The sequence below is a fragment of the Burkholderia sp. NLJ2 genome (assembly GCF_049487195.1).
Taxonomy (GTDB): domain Bacteria; phylum Pseudomonadota; class Gammaproteobacteria; order Burkholderiales; family Burkholderiaceae; genus Burkholderia; species Burkholderia pyrrocinia.
This window is the reverse complement of sequence record NZ_CP137810.1, coordinates 1347693-1367574: the sequence shown is the minus strand read 5'-3', so window position 1 is coordinate 1367574 and position 19882 is coordinate 1347693. Positions and strand designations below refer to the sequence as shown.

Annotated in this window: 17 protein-coding genes and 1 pseudogene; 7 read left to right on the top strand and 11 right to left on the bottom strand. The window is 66.3% G+C overall.

The window, feature by feature from the left end:
• Positions 1-85: 85 nt before the first annotated feature.
• The 4 genes from R9B84_RS28405 to R9B84_RS28390 all read right to left on the bottom strand — a co-directional run bounded on the left by R9B84_RS28405 (position 86) and on the right by R9B84_RS28390 (position 4221).
• Positions 86-529 carry a hypothetical protein gene (locus R9B84_RS28405; RefSeq protein WP_423763292.1) on the bottom strand — a complete coding sequence of 148 codons (444 nt, stop codon included), beginning with the start codon at positions 527-529 and terminating at the stop codon, positions 86-88.
• A 22-nt stretch (positions 530-551) separates the two neighbouring features.
• Positions 552-1388, bottom strand: a complete 837-nt coding sequence (locus tag R9B84_RS28400; RefSeq protein WP_423763291.1) for a hypothetical protein — start codon at positions 1386-1388, stop codon at positions 552-554.
• A 199-nt stretch (positions 1389-1587) separates the two neighbouring features.
• Entirely contained in the window at positions 1588-3255 is a 1668-nt protein-coding gene (locus R9B84_RS28395) for an ATP-binding domain-containing protein (RefSeq protein ID WP_423763290.1), read from the bottom strand.
• A gap of 111 nt (positions 3256-3366) precedes the next feature.
• Positions 3367-4221 (bottom strand): helix-turn-helix domain-containing protein, encoded by an 855-nt coding sequence (locus R9B84_RS28390; RefSeq protein WP_175840076.1) that lies wholly within the window; start codon positions 4219-4221, stop codon positions 3367-3369.
• 225 nt (positions 4222-4446) lie between these two features.
• On the opposite strand from R9B84_RS28390, the gene R9B84_RS28385 reads away from it, so the two are divergent.
• Together R9B84_RS28385 and R9B84_RS28380 are read left to right on the top strand one after the other, a co-directional pair.
• The gene (locus R9B84_RS28385; protein WP_423763289.1) at positions 4447-5781 is read left to right on the top strand and encodes an NAD(P)/FAD-dependent oxidoreductase; all 1335 of its coding nucleotides are present in this window, start codon (positions 4447-4449) and stop codon (positions 5779-5781) included.
• An 84-nt stretch (positions 5782-5865) separates the two neighbouring features.
• Positions 5866-6960, top strand: coding sequence for a potassium channel family protein (locus R9B84_RS28380; RefSeq protein ID WP_423763288.1), 1095 nt, complete (start codon positions 5866-5868; stop codon positions 6958-6960).
• A 100-nt stretch (positions 6961-7060) separates the two neighbouring features.
• Here R9B84_RS28380 and R9B84_RS28375 read toward each other — a convergent pair whose 3' ends face one another.
• The gene (locus R9B84_RS28375; protein WP_423763287.1) at positions 7061-7687 is read right to left on the bottom strand and encodes a TetR/AcrR family transcriptional regulator; all 627 of its coding nucleotides are present in this window, start codon (positions 7685-7687) and stop codon (positions 7061-7063) included.
• Between the two features lie 354 nt (positions 7688-8041).
• Here R9B84_RS28375 and R9B84_RS28370 point away from each other — a divergent pair, with 354 nt between their 5' ends.
• Complete coding sequence (locus tag R9B84_RS28370; protein ID WP_423763286.1) at positions 8042-8377, top strand: H-NS family nucleoid-associated regulatory protein; 336 nt, start codon at positions 8042-8044, stop codon at positions 8375-8377.
• 76 nt (positions 8378-8453) lie between these two features.
• On the opposite strand, the gene R9B84_RS28365 is transcribed toward R9B84_RS28370, so the two are convergent.
• Positions 8454-9212, bottom strand: coding sequence for an SDR family oxidoreductase (locus R9B84_RS28365; RefSeq protein WP_423763285.1), 759 nt, complete (start codon positions 9210-9212; stop codon positions 8454-8456).
• Between the two features lie 135 nt (positions 9213-9347).
• Entirely contained in the window at positions 9348-10292 is a 945-nt protein-coding gene (locus tag R9B84_RS28360; protein WP_423763284.1) for a LysR family transcriptional regulator, read from the bottom strand.
• 166 nt (positions 10293-10458) lie between these two features.
• On the opposite strand from R9B84_RS28360, the gene R9B84_RS28355 reads away from it, so the two are divergent.
• Complete coding sequence (locus tag R9B84_RS28355; RefSeq protein ID WP_423763283.1) at positions 10459-11673, top strand: FAD-dependent monooxygenase; 1215 nt, start codon at positions 10459-10461, stop codon at positions 11671-11673.
• Positions 11674-11778: 105 nt separating this feature from the next.
• Here the strand turns inward: R9B84_RS28355 and R9B84_RS28350 are convergent, their stop codons facing one another.
• Entirely contained in the window at positions 11779-12723 is a 945-nt protein-coding gene (locus R9B84_RS28350; RefSeq protein WP_423763282.1) for an alpha/beta hydrolase, read from the bottom strand.
• 61 nt (positions 12724-12784) lie between these two features.
• Positions 12785-13882, bottom strand: coding sequence for an OpgC domain-containing protein (locus tag R9B84_RS28345; RefSeq protein ID WP_423763281.1), 1098 nt, complete (start codon positions 13880-13882; stop codon positions 12785-12787).
• A gap of 381 nt (positions 13883-14263) precedes the next feature.
• On the opposite strand from R9B84_RS28345, the gene R9B84_RS28340 reads away from it, so the two are divergent.
• Positions 14264-15418, top strand: a complete 1155-nt coding sequence (locus R9B84_RS28340) for a porin (protein ID WP_423763280.1) — start codon at positions 14264-14266, stop codon at positions 15416-15418.
• A 39-nt stretch (positions 15419-15457) separates the two neighbouring features.
• Here the strand turns inward: R9B84_RS28340 and R9B84_RS28335 are convergent, their stop codons facing one another.
• A complete protein-coding gene (locus R9B84_RS28335) occupies positions 15458-16372 on the bottom strand; it encodes a LysR substrate-binding domain-containing protein (RefSeq protein ID WP_423763279.1) in 915 nt (304 codons plus the stop codon).
• 148 nt (positions 16373-16520) lie between these two features.
• Between R9B84_RS28335 and R9B84_RS28330 the strand changes: the two are divergent.
• Together R9B84_RS28330 and R9B84_RS28325 are read left to right on the top strand one after the other, a co-directional pair.
• Positions 16521-16679: pseudogene (locus R9B84_RS28330) on the top strand (aldo/keto reductase); the annotation flags it as partial.
• Positions 16680-16817: 138 nt separating this feature from the next.
• Complete coding sequence (locus tag R9B84_RS28325) at positions 16818-17558, top strand: sulfite exporter TauE/SafE family protein (RefSeq protein ID WP_423763278.1); 741 nt, start codon at positions 16818-16820, stop codon at positions 17556-17558.
• A gap of 102 nt (positions 17559-17660) precedes the next feature.
• Here R9B84_RS28325 and R9B84_RS28320 read toward each other — a convergent pair whose 3' ends face one another.
• Positions 17661-19841 (bottom strand): hypothetical protein, encoded by a 2181-nt coding sequence (locus R9B84_RS28320; RefSeq protein ID WP_423763277.1) that lies wholly within the window; start codon positions 19839-19841, stop codon positions 17661-17663.
• Positions 19842-19882: the final 41 nt, after the last annotated feature.

Sequence of the window (19882 nt, the reverse complement as noted above, 5' to 3'; positions counted from 1 at the left end):
GAATGGCTGTTTCCTGGTCCGATATTGGCAAGCGACTCGGCGTGATCACCCAAGTGTTTCGCTGCCACTTCACGCCGTCGGATGTTCAAGCGTCGGGGTCCAGGCTGAACCAGATCGCCTCGCACAGCACAGCGACTTCTGCGCCGCATGACGGCTCGAGTACGAACAATGCCTTTCGATCTGCGTCGAAATCGGCCAGATACCGATTGAGCAGGGACTCGTCGACGCTCGCCGCTTCGAAATCCTCTCGGCTGTCCATCCACTTCAGCCACTGGCCTACCTCCGCCGCCGAAAATGGGTATGCAGCGGATATCAGAAGGCGTGACACAACGTTCTGTTCCGCAAAATCGATCACTCGCTGGGAAATGACACCGGTGAAGCGAAAGGTGCCGACTCCACCGTCGATTCGACGGAACCGAAGCCGCAATTCCTGATCGGTCGGACGATGGTCGATCATGACGAGTTCGGCGTCATGGAAGGTCGGCATGTTCTCGAACCCAATGAGGTTTTGGTGATTCACGTTTTCCATAAATGAAATTCCGGCTCATATTTTAAGGAAGAATAGATATTGGTACGCCCGGCCCTCGGCGTAATTTTCCGCGAAGTGGGTCAATCGCCCAGTTATGCGCGTGAGGAATACCTTGGCCGTGATCGTGGTCGAAATCGATGTCGACTGCTGGTCGCCCACCGTCGCCGTACAAGCGCATCTGTCCGCTGCCTGGATTCGTGTACCAGGTTCCAGGTTTTCCGGTGTTCGGTGTTTTTGCAATCTCAAAAATGCCGTCGCTCGGCGACGCTTCCGAATACTCGAACGGCTGCGCGTCGCCGAGTAGCTTGGAGGTGAAGCTATCGCCAGCCTGCGTGGCTGCTCCTTCAGACCTCAAGCGACCCACAACGCCTTGCAGATAGTTGAGGAGTTCATCCGCGCTCACGTCGTTCGGCGTGACCCAACTGCGAGCGGCGGTCGTTTCGCAAGGTGAAGGCGGCATGCCGACCGGTTTGACGCTTTCCAGATCGGAGAACGGCATGAACGATGGTCCGGCCGCCATGGCCTTTCGGGCGGCCGGCTTGCTGGTTCCGCCGCTCCCGCCGGATTGCGTAGCTGTTCGCTCGATCGAAACGGAAACGCCCCCGCTTCGTATGGCCGAGCAAAGCACTGCAACAGCATCGCCGGCGGCCGCGCCAGCCGCGCTATACGACGCGTGAAGCCCAAGCCGCCGAATATAGTCCAGCGCTCTATAGGTTTCATTCCCGACGCGTGCGGTCGGCCAAGCCCGCAAGAACTCGTCCGCATCTCGTCTCTGCTGGAACGTCAACGCGTTCGGAGAAACGGGAATGCTCAAGGTGGCCTGCCTGCCGAAACCTAAAGCGATATTGACTGCAGCCATCGATCGATACCTTTCGAATGCCATACGGAATGGCTTGGCATCGTAACGACAGGCAGCAAGTGGATACACCATAACGTGTTGCAGGAACCGCTCGAAAGGCGGGTAGTTCAGGGCGCGGGGCAGAAAGAAATGTGCCCGATTGTGTCGACGAGTATCACGACGGAGCTGGTCGCCGTGTCGAACGGGCCGTGGAGCCTTATCAAACAGCCGCGAGTTGCGCGGCCGCGCGCGCCGACGCGACGATCAGCAGTTTCATCGTCGCGCGCGTCGCGCCGACGAACAGCTTGCGCGCAGCACGCGCGTCGAGCGTATCGAAGTCGACTTCGGTGAGGATCACGCACGGCGCCGACTGGCCCTTGAAGCGGTAGATCGAATCGAGCAGCACGTCGCCTTCGCGATATTCGGGGTTGCCGAACAGGTCGTACTTGCCGGTGAAGCTCTTGATCTGGTGCGGGCCGAGCTGGTCGAGCGGCGCGAGCACCGAGCCTTCGCGGCCGCGATACGACAGCACCGCGATGTCCTGCTTGCGGAAGCCGAGCGACAGCGCGTGCGTGATCGCGCGTTTGGTCGCGTCGATGCAGGCTTCCGCCAGTGCGTCGCCCGACATGCCTTCTTCTCCGTATGCCGACACCGACGGATCGGACCCGTCGAACGGGCTGCCCGAGCGCAGTTCGGCCGCGAGCGGCTCGACGCGCCCGACGACGTCGCGCACGAATTCGAGCAGGTCGCGCGGGCTGCGGTAGTTCGTCAGCGCCTTCAGCGTGACCCAGCCGCGCAGTGCGACGGGCTCGCGCATGTACAGGTTCTGCAGCGGATCTTCGAGCCACCACCACGCGCCGTCCGGTGCCAGCAAACGCTCCAGTGCGGCCGCCCACGGCGCATGGAAATCCTGCCCTTCGTCGACGATCAGCACGTCGAAGCGCCAGCGTTCGGGGATCGGCGCTTGTGCGAAGCGCGCTTCGAGCCGCTCGAATTCGCCGGGTACCTGGAAATCGGGTGTATAGCCGCCGTCGCGCGCGACCCAGTCGCACAACTGGTGGTAGTTCGCGATCTTCGCGCCGGGCGGCGCGATGCGCGCGATGTAGTCGGCGAGCGGCCGGTTGAAGCACACGTAGAGCACGCGCTTGCCGGCCGCGACGGCATCGCGCATCGCCTGCACCGCGAGCTGCGTCTTGCCCGAGCCGGCCGTGCCGGTGACGCGCAGCCGGAACGGCGCGAATTCGAGCTGGCGCGCCCACGCGGCGAGGCCGCCCGACAGCCGCGTGACGAGCGTGCCGGCCTGCCCGACGAGTGCGCTCGTGTCGGGCGTGAGTGCGAGTTCGTCCGCGAGGAAATGGTGGAGCTTCGGCGCGTTCGGGAGACGTTCGTCGTCCTCGGGCAGGATCTGCAGGATCACCTGCGCGAGCTGCGCCTTGCGCGACGCGTCGACGATCCGGTCGGCCGCGACGCCGGCGATCGACGCCTGGCGGATCGAGTAGTCGGGGCAGTACAGCAGCGCCTCGACGCCGTAGACGCCCGCGCCGAGCGCGGCCGTCAGGCGCCGGTGCAGCGTTTCCTGCGTGCGCGCGAGCTGGATCGCGACGTTGCGCTCGGTCTGCAGGTAGACCTTCACGAGCCCCTTCGGCGTTTCGCGCAGGAAGCCGGCCTTTTGCTCGATCAGCAGCACGCGGCCGGCCGGGCTCACGACGACGAACGCGGCTTCACCGAACACCGAGAAGCCTTGTTCGGCGCGCGTCCAGTGCACGCCGTGATACACGGTGTAGCTGTCCGGCAGCGCGCGTTCGAGCGCGGCGAGCGTTTCGCGCTCGCGTTCGGCCGCGCCGGTCGCGGCGAGGCTTTTCCAGTCGTCGGGAATGAGGCGGGCCATGGAGTCGGGCGGCGTAGGCGTGAACAGGTGCGGCTATTGTACTGAGGAACCTGTTCACGGCCGCCGTGCCGCGGACGTCGGCCGTCCGGAAGAGGCGCGGCGCGGCGGAAATTACCCGCGCGCGAGCCGTTTCGCGAGATCGGCGCTGAGGATTGCCATGCGTGCGGGTTTTTCGTAGCAGACGACGTCGAACGCGCGGATCACTTCGCTGATGTCGGCTTCGCTCGCGCGGCCGGTGAGCAGGTCGCCCGTCAGCACGAAAATCGGTGCGCCCGGGTTGTCGGACGTGCGCACGGCCTTGATCGCGGTCGCGGCCGTGCTGTCGTCGAACAGCCATTCGGTCAGCACCGCATCGAAGGCCTGGCCCTGCAGCGCGTCGACGAACGGCGCGAGGCCGTCGAACGCGGCCGTCGCAAAACCCTGCCGTTCGAGATAGCGGCACAGCTCGGTCGCGCTGACGCGATCGGGATCGATCACGGCGACGACGAGCTTGTCGCTCTCCGCGCGGCGCGGATAGATTTCGATCTTGTGCACGTCATACGCGTTCTGGTACAGCACGCCCGTGTGGCGCAGCACGCGCCAGCGGCCGTTCTGTTCGTACGCGACGAACTCGGGGCGCGCGCCGGCTTCGAGCGGCGCGCCGATCCATGCGGTGCACGGAATCTCGGCGACGCCCGCGTAAAGTACGGCCTCCTGCGAATAGGCGCCGACCATGCCGGGGTCGAGCGTTTGCGCGCCGAACAGTTGCGCGGCGGGTTCGCCGTACGCTTCGGCGACTTTCTTGATTTGCGCGAGCGTCCAGGGGCTGCTGCCGCGCAGTTTGCGGTGGCCTTGAGAGAAACTCAGGTCGAGGATGCGGCACAGCTCGGTGGTCTGCTGGCGCTTGCCGATGCCGTTGCGGGTCATCAGCTCGCGCACGCGCTCGGCAACCGCGAGGGAATCCGTGGTGATTGCTTCAATGGTCATGCTACGGGAACGGATCGTGACGTTCAGAATGACGCCTTGCGGCAGTCTCGACGGACAGTCTTCATGACGTCCAGTGGCGAGCCGACCGGCCACGCGCGGAAAAGATAACTTTACCGCAAAATGGTCGTCATTCAGTGTCGCGAAAGGTGCGTTTGTGTGAAAGGTGTGTCACGACGTTACCGCAACAGCCCGTATTCCGAATGTATTAACGCCTGACAGGAAGCAATGACGACAACCTATCCGCTGCACGATGCATTGACCCGCGTCGAAACGGCGCTGCCGGCCGAGGCCGACGTCGTGATCGCCGGCGCCGGCATCATGGGCTGCGCGGCCGCGTACTACCTGGGTTTGCGTGGCCTGAAGGCCGTCGTGCTCGACAAGTCGCGCATCGCCGGACAGCAGTCGACACGCGCGTGGGGCTTCGTGCGGCAGCAGGGGCGCGAAGCTGCCGAGGTGCCGCTGATGATGGCCGGCATGCGGATCTGGGAGCAGTTAGAGGAAACCCTCGGTTTCGATCTCGAATGGCGGCAGGGCGGCTGCCTCTATATTGCGGACAACGAAACGGACTGGGCGTCGTTCAACGCGTGGCTCTCCGTCGCGCGCGAGCACGGGCTCGATACGCGCACGCTGACGCGCGCGCAGATCGACGAGCGCGTCAGCGGTCTTTCGCCGCAGGCGCGCACGCTCGGCGGGCTGTACACCGCGACCGACGGGCAGGCCGAGCCGCGCCGCGTGGCCGCGGCGTTCGCCGCGCGCGCAACCGAGGCCGGTGTGCGCTTCTTCGAAGGCTGCGGCGTGACGGCGATCGAGACGGCCGGCGGCGCGGTCGTCGGCGTCGCGACCGAGCGCGGCACGATCCGCACGCGGCGCGTGATCTGCGCGGCCGGCGCGACCAGTTTCCGGTTGCTCGACGGCGTCGGCATCCGGCTGCCGCAGCAGGCCGTGCGCGGCACCTGCATGCGCACCAACGTGGTGCCTCCGGTGTCGGCGTCGACGCTCTGGGGGCACGGCCTCGGCATCCGGCAGCGCGAGAACGGCGCGATCAATCTCGCCGACGACATGCAGGTCGACGTCGACCTGACGCTTGGCCACCTGCGCGGGTTGAGTCTGTTCTGGCCGGAGTTCTGGTCGCAGCGTGACAAATTCCGGCTGCACGTGAATTCGGCTGCATGGCGCGATGCGTTCGCGCGCATCAACGGCGCGGCCGGGCCGATCGAGCCGCGCGATCCGCAGCCGCAGCCGAATCGCGCGCACGCGCCGCGCGCGCTCGCGAAGCTCAAGGCGATCTTCCCCGCGCTGAAGGACGCGCAGATCGTCGAGGCATGGGCCGGCCTGATCGACGTGCTGCCCGACGGCATTCCGGTGATCGATGCGCCGGGCACGCCGGCGGGGCTCGCGATCGCGACGGGGTTCTGCGGTCACGGTTTCGCGATGGGGCCGATCGTCGGCCGGCTGCTCGCCGAATGGATCGACACGGGGGCGCCGTCGCTCGACCTGTCGGCGTTTCGTGCGCAGCGTTTCGTCGACGGGACGATGGTGCGGCCGCGCAGCATGCTGTAGCGGACGAATCGATGCGATGACGTCGGGCCGGATCACCGTCGTCCCGTCGTAGAATCGAGCCCGCATCCTTCAGGAGATTCCCCGTTGGCCTCGCCCTCCGCCCAGCGCCGCTCGTTGCGCTCACGCCTGCGTCGCGCCGGCAACCCGTGGCAGGCGCCGCGTGCGCGCATGTTGTTCACGCGTCCCGCGACGTCGCCGCGGCGCACGCTGCTGTTCCGGGTCGGTGCGGTCGTGCTGTTGTGCGTGCTCGCGTTCCTCGTGCTGTATCTCGATCGCGACGGCCTGCGCGATTCGACCAAGAGCACGCCGATGACCGTCGCCGATCTCGTGTACTTCACGATGGTCACCGTTGCGACGGTCGGCTACGGCGACATCGTGCCCGTGACCGCGCGTGCCCGCCTGATCGATGCGTTCTTCATCGTGCCGATCCGCATCGTCATCTGGTTCATTTTCCTGGGCACGGCGTATCAGTTCGTGATCCAGCGCGTCATCGAGGAATTCCGCATGAAACGTCTGCAAAAGCACTTGTCCGATCACATCGTCGTGTGCGGTTACGGCCTGTCGGGGTCGATCGCCGTGCGCGAACTCCTCGAGAGCGGTGTCGATGCCGCGACGATCATCGTGATCGATTCGCAGCAGCAGGCGCTCGAGGCCGCGACGTCGCTCGGCGTGACGGGGCTGCTCGGCGATCCCGCGCACGAGGACCTGCTGCAGCAGGCGCAGGTGCGCGCGGCGAAGGCCGTGATCATCTCGGTGACCGACGATCCGACCGCGATCCTGCTGACGCTGTCGGTGCGCAGCATCGCGCCCGATACGAAGATCGTCGTGCGGATCCAGGAGAACCTGTACCAGCGGCAACTGCGGCAGGCCGGCGCGGACGTGATCGTGTCGTCGACGAAGATCGGCGCGTTGCTGCTCGCGGATGCGGTGCAAAGCCGCTATATCGTGCCGTTCGTGAACGACATGCTGTCGACGCGCGGGCGCGCGACGCTGCTGGAGCGCGAGGCATTGCCGCACGAGATCGGCTGCATGACCAATGTCGTGCCGGGCGCGATCGTGGTCGGGCTCGATCGGTGCGGGAAGATCCAGTCGTTTTATGAAGACCCGCCGTGCCGGATCGAGAAGGGCGATACGCTGGTCGTGATCCAGTCGGCGCGGATTCCGGATCCGGATGTTTGACGGCTGTCTTATAAGCAGCGCGCGATAAATTCACGTCGACGCGCGCGAACCGGCTCCATCGCGGAGCCGGCTTTCTCCGTTATCGTCCGCGCATCCCGAATCAGCGCACCGGCGCCGCCGACGCCAGCAAGCTGCGCAGGAACACCATGATCATGTGCCCGATCGGCACCTCGGACAGGATCGACTGCTGCAGCGACAGCCCTTGCGAGAGCCCCATGAACGACACGGCCAGGACGGCCGGCGATTCGGGCGGCACCTTCTTCATCCTCGCGAAAATCTGTTCGATGCAGTAGGCGAGGCCATCGCGGTGGCCGTCGAGTAACGCCTGCGACGCCGCTGCAAACGCCGGGTTGCGACGCCCCTGAAGCTTGAACTCGACGCCAAGCACCGACCACTCGGGTTCGGCATCGACTGTCCGCGACCAGACTTCCAGCGCATTCAATATGTCGTCCCCGGTCGCGGACGGGTCGCTCAACGCCCGGGCGATGTCGGCCACTTGCGTCTTCGAACGCTCCCGCATCAACTCCACGAACAGTTCTTCCTTGCTCGCGAAATTCGAATAGAACGCGCCCTGGGTGTAGCCGGCCTCGGCCGCGATATCCCTGAGCGACGTGGCGCCGAAGCCGCGGTCGACAAACAGCCGCTTCGCCGCGGCGAGCAAATGCGCACGGGTCTGCAGTCGACTTTCTTCGCGGCTCAGCCGCGGGGGAAGGGGCGCCGTATTCATGGCAGGAAGGATATCAGTTGATATTTGAGATAGATACCATTACGATCGCGTTTCACATATCACTTGATATGTGAAACGCAGCGCGTGATTGTTCGTCCGGATGAACGCAGAGGGGTTCGTTCCGCGCGGACGATCGTTTCGGCGGGGCGTGCCTGTCTGTAGGCGGCATCGGGGTGAATGCCGGGGCGTTGGCGTTCCGCGGATTGTCCGTCTCTTCGCGTCGCGTGATCCGGCGCGTAGCGGTGCGTCGCATGCCGGTCAAGCGAATGCCGTCGTTTCGGGGCGTTGTAAAACAGTCTGTTAGTCATGCGAATCATGCCGATTCGCATGCGGATGCGGGACAGGAAGCAGAAGATGAGCGTGAGCAAGACTTATGCGCAGCTCGTTGCCGAGCTGGTCGAACTGGACGAGGAAATCGAGCGCGCACGCGCACGTGAACGCATCGATGCGATCGCGGAGGTTCACGCGCTGATGGACACCTATGCGATCAAGCATCGCGACCTGGTCGGCCGAAACGGCCGCCGAGGTGCGTACATCGTGAAAGCACTGCCGGCGCGGTATCGCGACCCGGCAAGCGGGAAGGAGTGGAGCGGGCGCGGCAACGCGCCGCTCTGGATCAGGGGCAAGGACCGCCGTCAGTTCGTGATACGCAAGCCGCCGTCCGCAGGCAAGAAAGCCAAGGCAAGTTGACGAGGCATGGCCGGGGCGCTGCCCGCATCGACGGATACGCCGGTAGCGCCGGGCCCGTCTGCCGCGCCGCCTGCGTTTATCCGCGGCCCACGAAAGGCATCGCGGTCGCCATGATCGTCATGTTCAGGATGTTCGTGTCCAGCGGCAGATTCGCCATCTGGACGACCGCGTTCGCGACATGCGTGACGTCCATGCGCGCCTCGGGCGCCAGGCTGCCATCCGCCTGCGGAACCCCTTGCGTCATCCGCTCCGTGAGCGATGTCGCTGCATTGCCGATGTCGATCTGGCCGCAGGCGATGTTGTACGCACGGCCGTCCAGCGCCAGCGACTTGGTGATGCCCGTCACCGCATGCTTGGTGGCCGTGTACGCGATCGTATCGGGGCGCGGCGCGTGCGCCGAGATCGAGCCGTTGTTGATGATCCGGCCACCCTGCGGCGTTTGCGCTTTCATCAGGCGCCACGCGGCCCGCGCGCACAGAAAGACGCCGGTCAGGTTCGTCGCGACGACGCCGTTCCACACGTCGAATTCGTATTCGCCGAGTGAAACGGGCGGGGCGTTGCGTCCGGCATTGTTGAACAGGACGTCGAGCCGGCCGAACTGCTGCGCGATTTGCGAAAACGCGTGGTCGACCGACGCTTCGTCGGTGACGTCGGTGGGAAATACGTGCGCGGCGCCGCCGGCGCCGCGGATCGCTTCCTGCGTTTCGCGCAACGATTCTTCGTTGCGTCCGAGCAGTGCGACGGTGAATCCCGCCTGGGCGAGCGCGATGGCCGCCGCACGACCGATGCCGGATCCGGCGCCCGTGACGGCTGCGAATTTCTTCGTGACAGACATGGCTTGATTTCCTGCTGGTTGAATTGGGAAAGAGGGGCGATCGATGTCTTCGCCACCCGGTCAATGCATTCGAAATGTGCCCGGCGCAAGTTCAGGCGACATCGTACCGTCCACCCGGTCAAGCGATAACCGCGACTATGTCTTCCGCCCGGGCGCAGCGTTGCGCGCCCGCGCACCCGTCTCCGCGAACAGGTCGACCACCACGCCGCGCAGCCACCGGTTCCCTTCGTCCTGATTGACCCGTGTGTGCCAGAGCATGTGAATCGGCGCACCGGGCAATGTGACAGGCAACGCGCGCCAGCCGAGCGAAAACGGCGCGGCGAGTTGCAGCGCGAGATGCTCCGGCACGGTCGCGATCAGGTCGGTGCGCTGCAGGATGTAGCCCACGCTCATGAAATGCGGCACCGTCAGCCGCACGTGGCGCTTCACGCGGCGCCGCTTCAGCCAGTCATCCACCTGCCCGTGGCCCGTGTCGGCCGACACCACGACCAGATGCTCGGCGTCGCGCCACGCATCGACCGTCAACGGCGCATCTTCGAGCGGATGCCCGTGCCGGAACAGGCACACATAACGCTGATCGAACAGCCGGCGTTGATAGAACCCGCCCTTGAGTTGCGGCAGCAGGCCGATCGCGAGATCGACGCGGCCGTCGGCCATCTCGTCGCTCAGGTTGACGCTCGTGTTGCGGACGGTATTGAGCGCGATGCCCGGCGCCGCTTGCGACAGGTGTTCGATCAGCGCGGGCAGGAACACGACTTCGCCGATATCGGTCATGCCGATCGTCAGCGTGCGCGTGGCGCGCAGCGGATCGAAACCCGTCTCGGGATTCAGCGCGGCATGCAGCGTCGCGAGCGCGTGCGACACGGGTTCCGCCAGCCGCAGCGCGAACGGCGTCGGCACCACGCCGCCCGGCCCGCGCACGAACAGCGGATCGCCGAGCCGGCGGCGCAGCTTCGCGAGCGCATTGCTGACGCCCGGCTGGCTCATGTTCATCTGTTCGGCGACGCTCGACACGCGCCGCTCCTGCATCAGCCGCTGGAAAAGCAGCAGCAGGTTCAGGTCGATCTCGCTCAGTTCCATGGGTTTCGCGTTGCCCGGCTCATTGCATCCAGTGATGAGGCAGATTCATTTCATTTTATTGCGGGATGAATGTCCACTCCTGAAACTACCGATACGGCGCATGCATTCGACATGACCGCTGCGCAGCCCGCAGACCCCACATCTGAATATCGGAGACACCTTCATCATGCAGACGAACCTGAAGATTGCGATCGTCGGCGCCGGCATCGGCGGCCTGACACTCGCGCTCGCGCTGCGCGAGCACGGCATCGACGCGCAGCTCTACGAGCAGACCGACGAATTGCGCGAAGTCGGCGCGGCCGTCGCGCTGTCGGCCAATGCGACGCGCTTCTACGAACGCATGGGCTTGCGCGCGGCCTTCGACGCGGTGTGCGCGGACATCCCGGGCCTCGTCTATCGCGACGGGCGCAGCGGCGCGGTGATCGGCCATCATCGCGGCGAACCCGACTATCGCCGGCAATTCGGCGGCGCTTACTGGGGCGTGCATCGCGCCGATCTGCAGGCGGTGCTGTCGAAGGCAGTCGGTCTCGACTGCATCCATCTCGGCCATCGGCTGGTCGATCTGGCGCAGCACGCCGATCGCGTCACGCTCACGTTCGACAACGGTGAGCGCGTCGAAGCCGATCTCGTGATCGGCGCGGACGGCGCGCGCTCGATCACGCGGCGCTGGATGCTCGGTTACGACGACGTGCTGTATTCAGGCTGCTCGGGCTTTCGCGGCGTGGTGCCGGCCGAGCGCATGGACCTGCTGCCCGATCCCGACACGATCCAGTTCTGGGTCGGGCCGCACGGGCATCTGCTGCACTATCCGATCGGCGACAACGGCGACCAGAATTTCCTGCTGGTCGAGCGTCATCCGTCGCCTTGGCCGTCGCGCGACTGGGTCATGCCGGCGGAAGAGGGCGAGCAACTGCGCGTGTTCAGGGATTGGCATCCGGCGGTGCTGCAGATGATCACCGCCGTGCCGATCAGCCAGCGCTGGGGGCTGTTCCATCGGCCGCCGCTCGGCCGCTGGAGCCGCGGGCGCGTGACGCTGATCGGCGATGCCGCGCATGCGCTCGTGCCGCATCACGGGCAGGGCGCGAATCAATCGATCGAGGATGCGGTGGTATTGGCGGCGCAACTGGCGAAGGCCGGCCCGGGCAACTGGCGCGAAGCGCAGGAAGCATACGAGCGCCTGCGTCGCGGCCGTACGCGCAAGGTGCAGTACGCGTCGATTTCCGCAGCCGACGTGCTGCACCTGCCCGACGGGCCGGCCGCGCAGGCGCGCAACGCGCGTCTGGCCGAACGCGACGGCGTGCTGCATCACCTGGACTGGATTCACGATTTCGATGCGCTCGCCGAGGAGCCGAGCGAGCGGCAGGGCGGTACGTGGCTGTGAGCCCGAAGCGCGCGGGTCGCGCGCAGCGCATCGCTCCTGTCGACGGACGACGGGCCGGGCATCGGCCGCCTTGACGAAAACGGGCGGGGCAACGCCCGCCCGCCGTCACTTCACGCACTCGAGCGCGTACTTCAACCCCTGCCCGAGCAACCCGCGCCACACGTCCCACGTATGCCCGCCATCGACGATGCGCAACTCGGCCGGGTTCTGCGCACGGCGCAGCTGCGTGTACAGCACGCTCGATTCGGCCTGGATCGTCAGGTCGTCGTCGCCGGCCGCGATGAACATCGGCACGCGCCAGCTACGCGCGAAATAGCCGCGCAGCAGCGCCGGGTAGTTGAGCTCGTGCCACACGCGCGAGTCGAACTGCCGGTCGCCGAACACGCCGACATAGCGCGCGGCGGAGTTGAGCGGCGGCTCGTTCGCATAGATCGCGGGGCTCAGCAGCATCGCGCCGCAGAACAGGCCGGGTTCGAGCAGCGAGAAACGCAGCGCGCCGAAACCGCCCATCGACACGCCGCCGATCGCGCGGCCCGCGCGCTGGTTCGACACCGCGAAGTGCGTTTCGACTTCGGGCAGCAGGTCGTTGAGGAACGCGCTCTGCATCTTCTCCTTGCGGTCGACGTACCAGTCGGTGCCGCCCTGCGGCATCACGATCACGACGGGCGGAATCTCGCGGCGCTCGATCAGCGTGTCGGTGGTGGCCTGCAGCCGGCCCTGCGTGATCCAGTCGTTCGCGTTGCCGGCATTGCCGTGCAGCAGGTACATCACCGGGTAGCGCGCGCCTTCCGGGTTATAGCCGGGCGGCAGGTAGACCGTGTACGACCAGTCGCGCTTCAGCGACGCCGACCGGAACGAGCGCAGCACGACGCTGCTGCCCGGATTGACCGGCGGCTCCTGGGCGGCCGGCGTGACCGGCGCGGCCTGGGCGGCTTGCGCGGCCAACGGCGGCGGCGCGGGCGATAGCGTCGCCGCGGGCGGTGTGGCGCGGGCGGTGACGATGGAGCCGGCGATCAGGGCGACGGCGAACGGAAGGGCGAGTCGGCGCATGGCGAAGCGTTTCAGGAGAGGCGCCGGCTATCGTAGCAGCGGCGCATGACGGCGCGGCGCGTCATCGCCGCGAACGGAACGGCAGCCGCGCAACGAGCGGCCCGTAGAGTTTGGCGACGAGATACAGCAGGCCTATCGCGACGGCATCGGCGGTCAGGCCGAGCCGCACGTCGAGATAGCCTTCGGTCGCCTGGTAAAGCAGCGAATCGACCGCGAGCGAGATGCCGGTGCCCGCGACGAAGCACAGCAGCCCCTGCCGGCCGATCGTGCCGATCCACGGCATCGCGTGCGCGACCTTCTTCATCCAGCCGAGGTGCACGAGCTTGGCCGCGAGCCACGCGATCGCGAGGAAGTTCACGAGCCGCAGCGCGCCGAGGTTCTGCTTGATCGACGGATCGGTCGGGAACGGCTCGATGCGCAGCCGGTAGTACGCGCCGGCTGCGACGATCGCGAGCGAGACGGCCGTCAGCAGCCAGCCCTGCGGTTTGGGCGCGAGCGTCTGGTAGACAGGCTGGCAGCGCGCGATCACGCCGAGCACGAACAGGAACTGCCACGCGAACGGATTGAAGTCCCACGGCGCGCCTTCGACGGTCGGCAAAAAGCGCGCGACGTGCGGCGCCGCGACCCACAGCGATCCGCTGAACGCGAGCATCAGCCACGGCTGCGTGCGCGCGAGCGGCAGCGCAAGCGGGACGAGCAACGCGAAGAACGCATACATCGGCAACACCGACGCGAGGTACGGCTGGCGGCGGAACAGCAGGATGTCGCGCAGCGCGGCGAGCGGCTTGTGGAGCAGGCCGTCGAGATCGTTGGTCGGCATGTTCGGGCCGTCGATCGCGAACGCGTTCAGCGCGGCCGTGATCAGCAGCATCAGGCCGGCCGTCACGAGGAACGCGCGGTAGATCTCGAATGCGCGCCGGATGAAGCGCTGGCGCGCGGCGGCCTCGTCGTGCCGCTCGGCGAGCGAGTTGTACGCGATCGCGGTCGCGAAGCCGCCGAGGAACACGAATACTTCGGCCGCGTCGCACAGCGCGTACGCGTGCAGCGTCACGCGCGACAGGATGCTGCCGCCGATATGGTCGACGACGATGACGAGCAGCACGAGGCCGCGGAAGAAATCGAGCTCGGCGTAGCGGCCGGCCCGGGCAGGCGCGGTCATCGGAGCGCCTCCCGGCGCGGACCGCGTGCGCGGCGGGCACACGCCGCGCATGAATCGGGGTGAAGCATGACTTCGTGAAGAAATGGCGAACGGATGCGCATTGTGCCACCGATGCGACGCGTACCGGGTTTACGCGGATAGCGAGCCCGCCCGCCGCTGCCGATAAGCCCGGTCAGGCTGTCTGCGTAACGGGGCAGTTGGGAGAGCGCAACGCTTTGCGCGCGGTTTCCTTACCCCGATGGACGGACGGTTTGCGACGTGACACCATTTTGTCTGCACGCGGCCGCACACCGCGTCGTCCGCCCTGCGGGCCACACATACAACAGACCAAACAATTCGCCGGGCGCTTGCCTGCCCGGCCCCCGGCTCCGGAGATCCGTCATGAAGAAGCACGTCATTTTTGCCGCCGCGCTCGCCGCTTTCGCCGCGCCGGCGTTTGCCCAGAATAGCGTGACGTTGTACGGCCTGATCGACGAGGGCATCAATTACACGAACAACGTGAACGTCAATGGGGTCGGAAAGACGAATTACCAGCTCGCGAGCGGTTTTGCGCAGGGCAGCCGCTGGGGCCTGAAGGGCAGCGAGGATCTCGGCGGCGGGCTCAAGGCGATCTTCACGCTGGAAAACGGTTTTGACGTGAACAACGGCCGGCTCGGCCAGGGCGGCCGCATGTTCGGCCGACAGGCGTTCGTCGGGCTGAGCGAGTCGCGCTTCGGCACGCTGACCTTCGGCCGCCAGTACGATTCCGTCGTCGACTATCTCGCACCGCTGACTGCAAGCGGCAACTGGGGCGGCACGCTGTTCTCGCACCCGTTCGACAACGACAACACGGACAACTCGTTCCGCGTCAACAACACGGTCAAGTACGCGAGCCCCGACTGGAACGGCCTGACGTTCGGCGGCACGTACAGCTTCAGCAACAGCACGGGCTTCTCGAACAACCGCCAGTACAGCATCGGCGCGCAGTATTCGCTGGCCGGGCTGCAGGTCGCGGCCGCGTTCCTGCAGGCGAACAACCCGGGCATCGGCAACGCGGGCGCGATCGCGGCCGACGACGCGAACTTCGTCGCCGACCGCCTGCGCATCTTCGGCGGCGGCGTCAACTACACGTTCGGCCCGGCCACGGTCGGCGTCGTCTACACGAAGACGGACGTGAAGAACCCGGTGTCGACCGTCTACCTGCCGGCCTCGACGTTCGCCGGCCTCGGGCTGACCGCGACGAAGTTCCAGAACATCGAGATCAACGGCAAGTACCAGCTCACGCCCGATTTCTATCTCGGCGCGCAGTACGTGTACACGGACGGCAAGTTCGATGCCGCGGCCGGCTCGTTCAAGCCGAAGTACCACACGGTCGGCGTGATGGCCGACTACAGCCTGTCGAAGCGCACCGACGTCTACCTGCAGGGCGCGTGGCAGAAGGTCGGCGGCGACAAGACCGGCACGGCGGCCGACGGCGGCTACGTCGTCGGGACGGACGGCCCGTCCGCATCGTCGAACCAGTTCGCGGTGCGCGCGGCGATCCGCCACAAGTTCTGACCGCGCGGTGGCCGGGGCCGACCGCCCCGGCGCCGGTCGTCAGTTCGGCTGGCGCGTGCCGCCGCCGAGCGTTTCCGCGAGCCAGTCGACGAAGATCCGCACGCGCGGCGCAAGATGGCGCCCGTGCGGGAACACCACCGACACGGGCAGCGGCTCCGCATGCCATTCCGGCAGCACCTCGACCAGCGAGCCGTCGGCGAGCAGCGGCGCGAGCCCGTCGCGCGGCGCCTGGATCAGCCCGAGGCCCGCGAGACAGCACGCGAGATACGCCTGCGAACTGTTGACCGACACGATGCTGTGCATCTTCACCGTGTGCAGCTCGCCCGAATCCATGTCCGCATATTCCCAGTCCAGCTCGCGGCCCGTGCGGCTCGAAAAATAGCCGACCGCGATGTGGTCGGGCAACTCGTCGGGCGAGCGCGGCGTGCCGTGGCGCGCGAGATACGCGGGCGACGCGCAGTTGATCTGCGCCATCTCGCCGATCCGCCGCGCGACGAGCGATGTGTCGGACAGCACGCCGACCCGCACCGCGCAATCGATGCCGTCGGCGACGAGATCGACGAAGCGGTCGGTCGTGCCGATCACGACGCGCAGGTCGGGGTAGCGCGCATGGAAATCCGGTAGCGCCGGGATCACCTGGTTCAGTGCGAAGCGCTCGGGCAGGTCGACGCGGATCACGCCGCGCGGTGACTCGCGGGCATCCTCGAACAGCGATTCCGCATCGTCGAGATCGACCAGCAACTGCACGCAGCGCTCGTAATAGGTCGCGCCCTCGGCGGTCAGCGCGACGCGCCGCGTCGTGCGCTGGAGCAGGCGGATATTCAGGTGCTTTTCCAGATACTGGACGGCGTTGCTGACCGTCGGGCGCGGCAGTTGCAATTGCTCGGCCGCTTTCGTGAAGCTGCCGAGATGGGCGACGCGCGCGAAGATGCGCATTGCTTGCAGATGGTCCATGCGGGGCGCGAGTGTGGGCGGGTTGGAACAGGCTCCATTGTTAATCAGCGTCGAATGGTTGGGTGGAGCGTTTCGCGTTTATCGCGCGCCGCGATGCATCCGGAATCCGGTCCATCCACTCACCACGTGAAGGAAACGGACATGGACGCGCGTCGAACTGCAGGACGCTTTGCATGTGCCTGACTTGCAACTAACGGTCAATGATCTCGCACGCATCGAAGCGGCGGTTCCCGCCGGGGCGGCTGCCGGTGACCGCTATCCAGCTTCACAGATGGCTCACCTCGACAGCGAGCAGGCGCGGGGGTGATTCACGGGGCCTGAACGGCGGGCCTGACAGGCCCGTCCGACAGGCCCTAGCCAGCCTCAGGCAAAACCAGATGGCGGGCGGGCCGACGGCGGTTCACGATCGGCGCCGTATTCAACCCAACCGGACGGAACGCCCCCCATGCAAATTCAAACGCTGACGATCATCGTGCTGGTTTTCCTGCTGGCCGGCGCGGTGAAGGGAATGATCGGGCTCGGCCTGCCGACGATCGCGATGGGGCTGCTGACGCTCGCGATGCCGCCGTCGGCCGCGGCGAGCCTGCTGCTCGTGCCGTCGTTCATCACCAATGTGTGGCAGTTGTGGCTCGGTCCGTCGTTCTGGCCGCTGCTGCGTCGCCTTTGGCCGCTGCTCGTCGGTCTCACGATCGGCACGCTGACGGGCGGGCTGCCCGCGCTCGCGGCCGGCAGCACGTGGACGCATGCGGCGCTCGGCGTGGTGCTGATCGCGTACGGACTATGGGGGCTGGCCGCCGCGCGGCTGCCCGCGCCGGGGCGTCACGAAACCTGGCTGTCGGCGGTGGTGGGCTACCTGACGGGCGTCGTGACGGCCGCGACCGGCGTGTTCGTCGTGCCGGCCGTGCCGTACCTGCAGGCGCTGCGGCTGTCGAAGGACGACCTGATCCAGGCGCTCGGGCTGTCGTTTACCGCTTCGACGATCGCGCTCGGCCTGCAGTTGCGCGTGACCGGCGCATTGCAGACGGTCGATCTCGGTGTATCGGCGCTCGCACTCGTGCCGGCGCTGGCCGGAATGGCAGGCGGGCAATACGCACGGCGCGTGATGAGCGAGAAGGCGTTCAGGCGCTGCTTCTTCGTCGGGCTGATTGCGCTCGGTGCGTACATGGCCGCTTCGGGGTGGCTGTGAGCGGGCATCGCCGGGGGGCGTGATGCACGTCGTCCCGAACCATCCCGAAGCCGGTTTCTGCTGCCGGCTTCGGGAACCGTCACAGGACGGCGGTCACTCCGCTCAGGCCGGATCGGCGTACTTCAGCGTCCACCCGAAACTGCGGGTCGCGCCCGTGCCGAGCGCAAACGGCTTCGTCGTGCACGCGAAGTTCGAATGCAACTGGCCGATCGGCGTCGTCGACAGCGGATTCGTCGTGCCGTTCACCGTGTCGAAGGCGGACAGCGTGCAGTTGTCGAACCCGGACGCCGCATAGCCGGTCGCGGCACTGTTCGCGTACGTGACCGACACACCGTCGCCGTTGGCCTGCGTGGACGCGAAATCCGCGAACGACGTGAAATCCGTCTCGACCGACAGGTTGCCGGTGACCGTGCCCGAACTCAGCGTATCGCTGCGCGCGACCGTACCGTGTGCGAATGTCAGCACCGTATGCACCTGCAGGTCGAGATCGGTCGTGTACGCAGCGTTCTTCGACGCGAGACGGAACTTCGTCGTATCGAACGACACGATCACCTGGCCGTTGGCCTGCTGCACGGTCAGGTTCTTGTAGTACGTGACGGGAATGTAGGTCTTCCCGTTGTACGACACCTGCGGCACCAGCAGCGCATAGCCGAGATCGGTCGTGCCGTAGATCAGCTTGTCGGAGAACGGCACCGGGTAGTACGGCGTGAACGAGTTGTAGTCGGGCGCCTGGCTGAGGTTCAGGTTGATCACGCGCCGGCCGTCGCGCACGGTGACCAGCACCGCGCTGTACGGATGCGCGGTGTCGCCGGGCTGGTTGTACCAGGTGAGCGTGTAGCGCGGCAGCGCGTCGAGCCACGCGTTGTAGTCCGCATCCGCCATCGGCGCCTTGCCGCCGAAGCCGAGCTTGCTCCACCACGCGTTCACGTACAGGTACTGGTGCAGCAGGCTGAAGTTCTCGCCCATCACGCGCGGCTTGCCGCGATACGTGTCGGTGCCGCGGCCCTTGACCCACATGTTCACCGACGGCGTCGGCAGCGACGGGTCGTACCAGTAGGTGTCGAAGCGGTGTGCAGCCTTGTAGATGAACGCATACGCGATCTGCTTCTCCTGGTCGGACAGCACGCCCGCGTTGGCCGCGGCCGTCAGCACTTCCATGAACGCGGAATCGCCGTACGGGCCGATCGAACGGCCGTAGTTGAAGCCCTGGCCGTCGCCGTTCAGTTGCTGGAGGATCAGGTCGACCGACTTGCGCAGATAACCCTTCAGTTCCGGCGTGAGGTTCGCCTCGTTACCCATCTCGAACGTGCGCTCGGTCACTTCGCCGATCAGCAGCGTGCTGTAGCGGTCGAAGCGCGCCTGGTCGTAATAGGTCGTGTGCGTGTTCGACGCTTCGTCCGAGAAACCGCCCGACGAATCCTTGCGGATGTGGTTCGTGAGCGTGTACAGCAGCGCGTCGCGCGCGCCCATCGTCGCGACGGACGGATCGGTCGCCGACGCGAACGACGGGCTGCTCCAGCCGAGCTTCTGTCGCAGCCCGGCGATTCCGTAGGACACCGCATAGTAGTTCTGCGCGGTGTTGAGCGACGCGATGTCGATCGGTGTGCCGGCGGCCGGGCACGTACTGGTCTTGCCGCTCGCGTCGGGGCCGAACATGTCGCAGAAGGTGAGCCGCTGCTGCAGCGTCGCGAGCATCGCGTCGCTGAAGACTTCATTGAGCATCCCGTGCGCCTTCAGGTTGTTCAGCGTGACGAGGTAGTAGTACTCGCCCCACGACGTATTCGCATACGCGTAGTTGCTGCCCGACTGCGCCATCATCGCGGTCGTGATCGTCTGGTACGTCGCGAGGTAGCTTGCGTATTGCGGGTCGCCCTTCGACTTCATGTCGATCAGGATGTACGACAGGCCGAGCGCGAGCTTGCCGGGCAGGAATTTGTCGCCGGTGTTCGTGTCGAGCACGTGGACCGGCGTGCCGTCGCCGAGATCCATCACCACCTGCGTGAAGTCGGGCGATTTCCGGATCAGGTCGAACAGCGCGCGCATCTGGCCCATCATCGTGACCGGAATGTTCGTGCCGGCCGGCACGCTGGTGTCGGGCGCGCCGTAGACGAGCGCCTGCAGCGAGTTCGCCGCGAGCGCGGGCGCAGGCGTGGGCGTCGAGGTTGACGGCGGCGCCGATGGAGACGGCGTGTCGGTCACGTCGTTGCCGCCGCAGGCGCTGACGAACAGGACGGAAAGGGCGCTGAGCGCGGCGCCGAGCGCGAATCTGCTGCGCGGATGCATTGTGTCTCCAGTTTTGAATAGTGATGACGGACGGGCGGGTA

What these genes read in the sequence shown, in the direction of transcription:
- R9B84_RS28335 (WP_423763279.1), bottom strand. Translation starts at nt 16,372, where the DNA reads ATGGACCATCTGCAAGCAATGCGCATCTTCGCGCGCGTCGCCCATCTC.
- R9B84_RS28390 (WP_175840076.1), bottom strand. Translation starts at nt 4,221, where the DNA reads ATGACCATTGAAGCAATCACCACGGATTCCCTCGCGGTTGCCGAGCGC.
- R9B84_RS28365 (WP_423763285.1), bottom strand. Translation starts at nt 9,212, where the DNA reads ATGTCTGTCACGAAGAAATTCGCAGCCGTCACGGGCGCCGGATCCGGC.
- R9B84_RS28405 (WP_423763292.1), bottom strand. Translation starts at nt 529, where the DNA reads ATGGAAAACGTGAATCACCAAAACCTCATTGGGTTCGAGAACATGCCG.
- R9B84_RS28355 (WP_423763283.1), top strand. Translation starts at nt 10,459, where the DNA reads ATGCAGACGAACCTGAAGATTGCGATCGTCGGCGCCGGCATCGGCGGC.
- R9B84_RS28370 (WP_423763286.1), top strand. Translation starts at nt 8,042, where the DNA reads ATGAGCGTGAGCAAGACTTATGCGCAGCTCGTTGCCGAGCTGGTCGAA.
- R9B84_RS28345 (WP_423763281.1), bottom strand. Translation starts at nt 13,882, where the DNA reads ATGACCGCGCCTGCCCGGGCCGGCCGCTACGCCGAGCTCGATTTCTTC.
- R9B84_RS28340 (WP_423763280.1), top strand. Translation starts at nt 14,264, where the DNA reads ATGAAGAAGCACGTCATTTTTGCCGCCGCGCTCGCCGCTTTCGCCGCG.
- R9B84_RS28385 (WP_423763289.1), top strand. Translation starts at nt 4,447, where the DNA reads ATGACGACAACCTATCCGCTGCACGATGCATTGACCCGCGTCGAAACG.
- R9B84_RS28320 (WP_423763277.1), bottom strand. Translation starts at nt 19,841, where the DNA reads ATGCATCCGCGCAGCAGATTCGCGCTCGGCGCCGCGCTCAGCGCCCTT.
- R9B84_RS28375 (WP_423763287.1), bottom strand. Translation starts at nt 7,687, where the DNA reads ATGAATACGGCGCCCCTTCCCCCGCGGCTGAGCCGCGAAGAAAGTCGA.
- R9B84_RS28325 (WP_423763278.1), top strand. Translation starts at nt 16,818, where the DNA reads ATGCAAATTCAAACGCTGACGATCATCGTGCTGGTTTTCCTGCTGGCC.
- R9B84_RS28395 (WP_423763290.1), bottom strand. Translation starts at nt 3,255, where the DNA reads ATGGCCCGCCTCATTCCCGACGACTGGAAAAGCCTCGCCGCGACCGGC.
- R9B84_RS28400 (WP_423763291.1), bottom strand. Translation starts at nt 1,388, where the DNA reads ATGGCTGCAGTCAATATCGCTTTAGGTTTCGGCAGGCAGGCCACCTTG.
- R9B84_RS28360 (WP_423763284.1), bottom strand. Translation starts at nt 10,292, where the DNA reads ATGGAACTGAGCGAGATCGACCTGAACCTGCTGCTGCTTTTCCAGCGG.
- R9B84_RS28350 (WP_423763282.1), bottom strand. Translation starts at nt 12,723, where the DNA reads ATGCGCCGACTCGCCCTTCCGTTCGCCGTCGCCCTGATCGCCGGCTCC.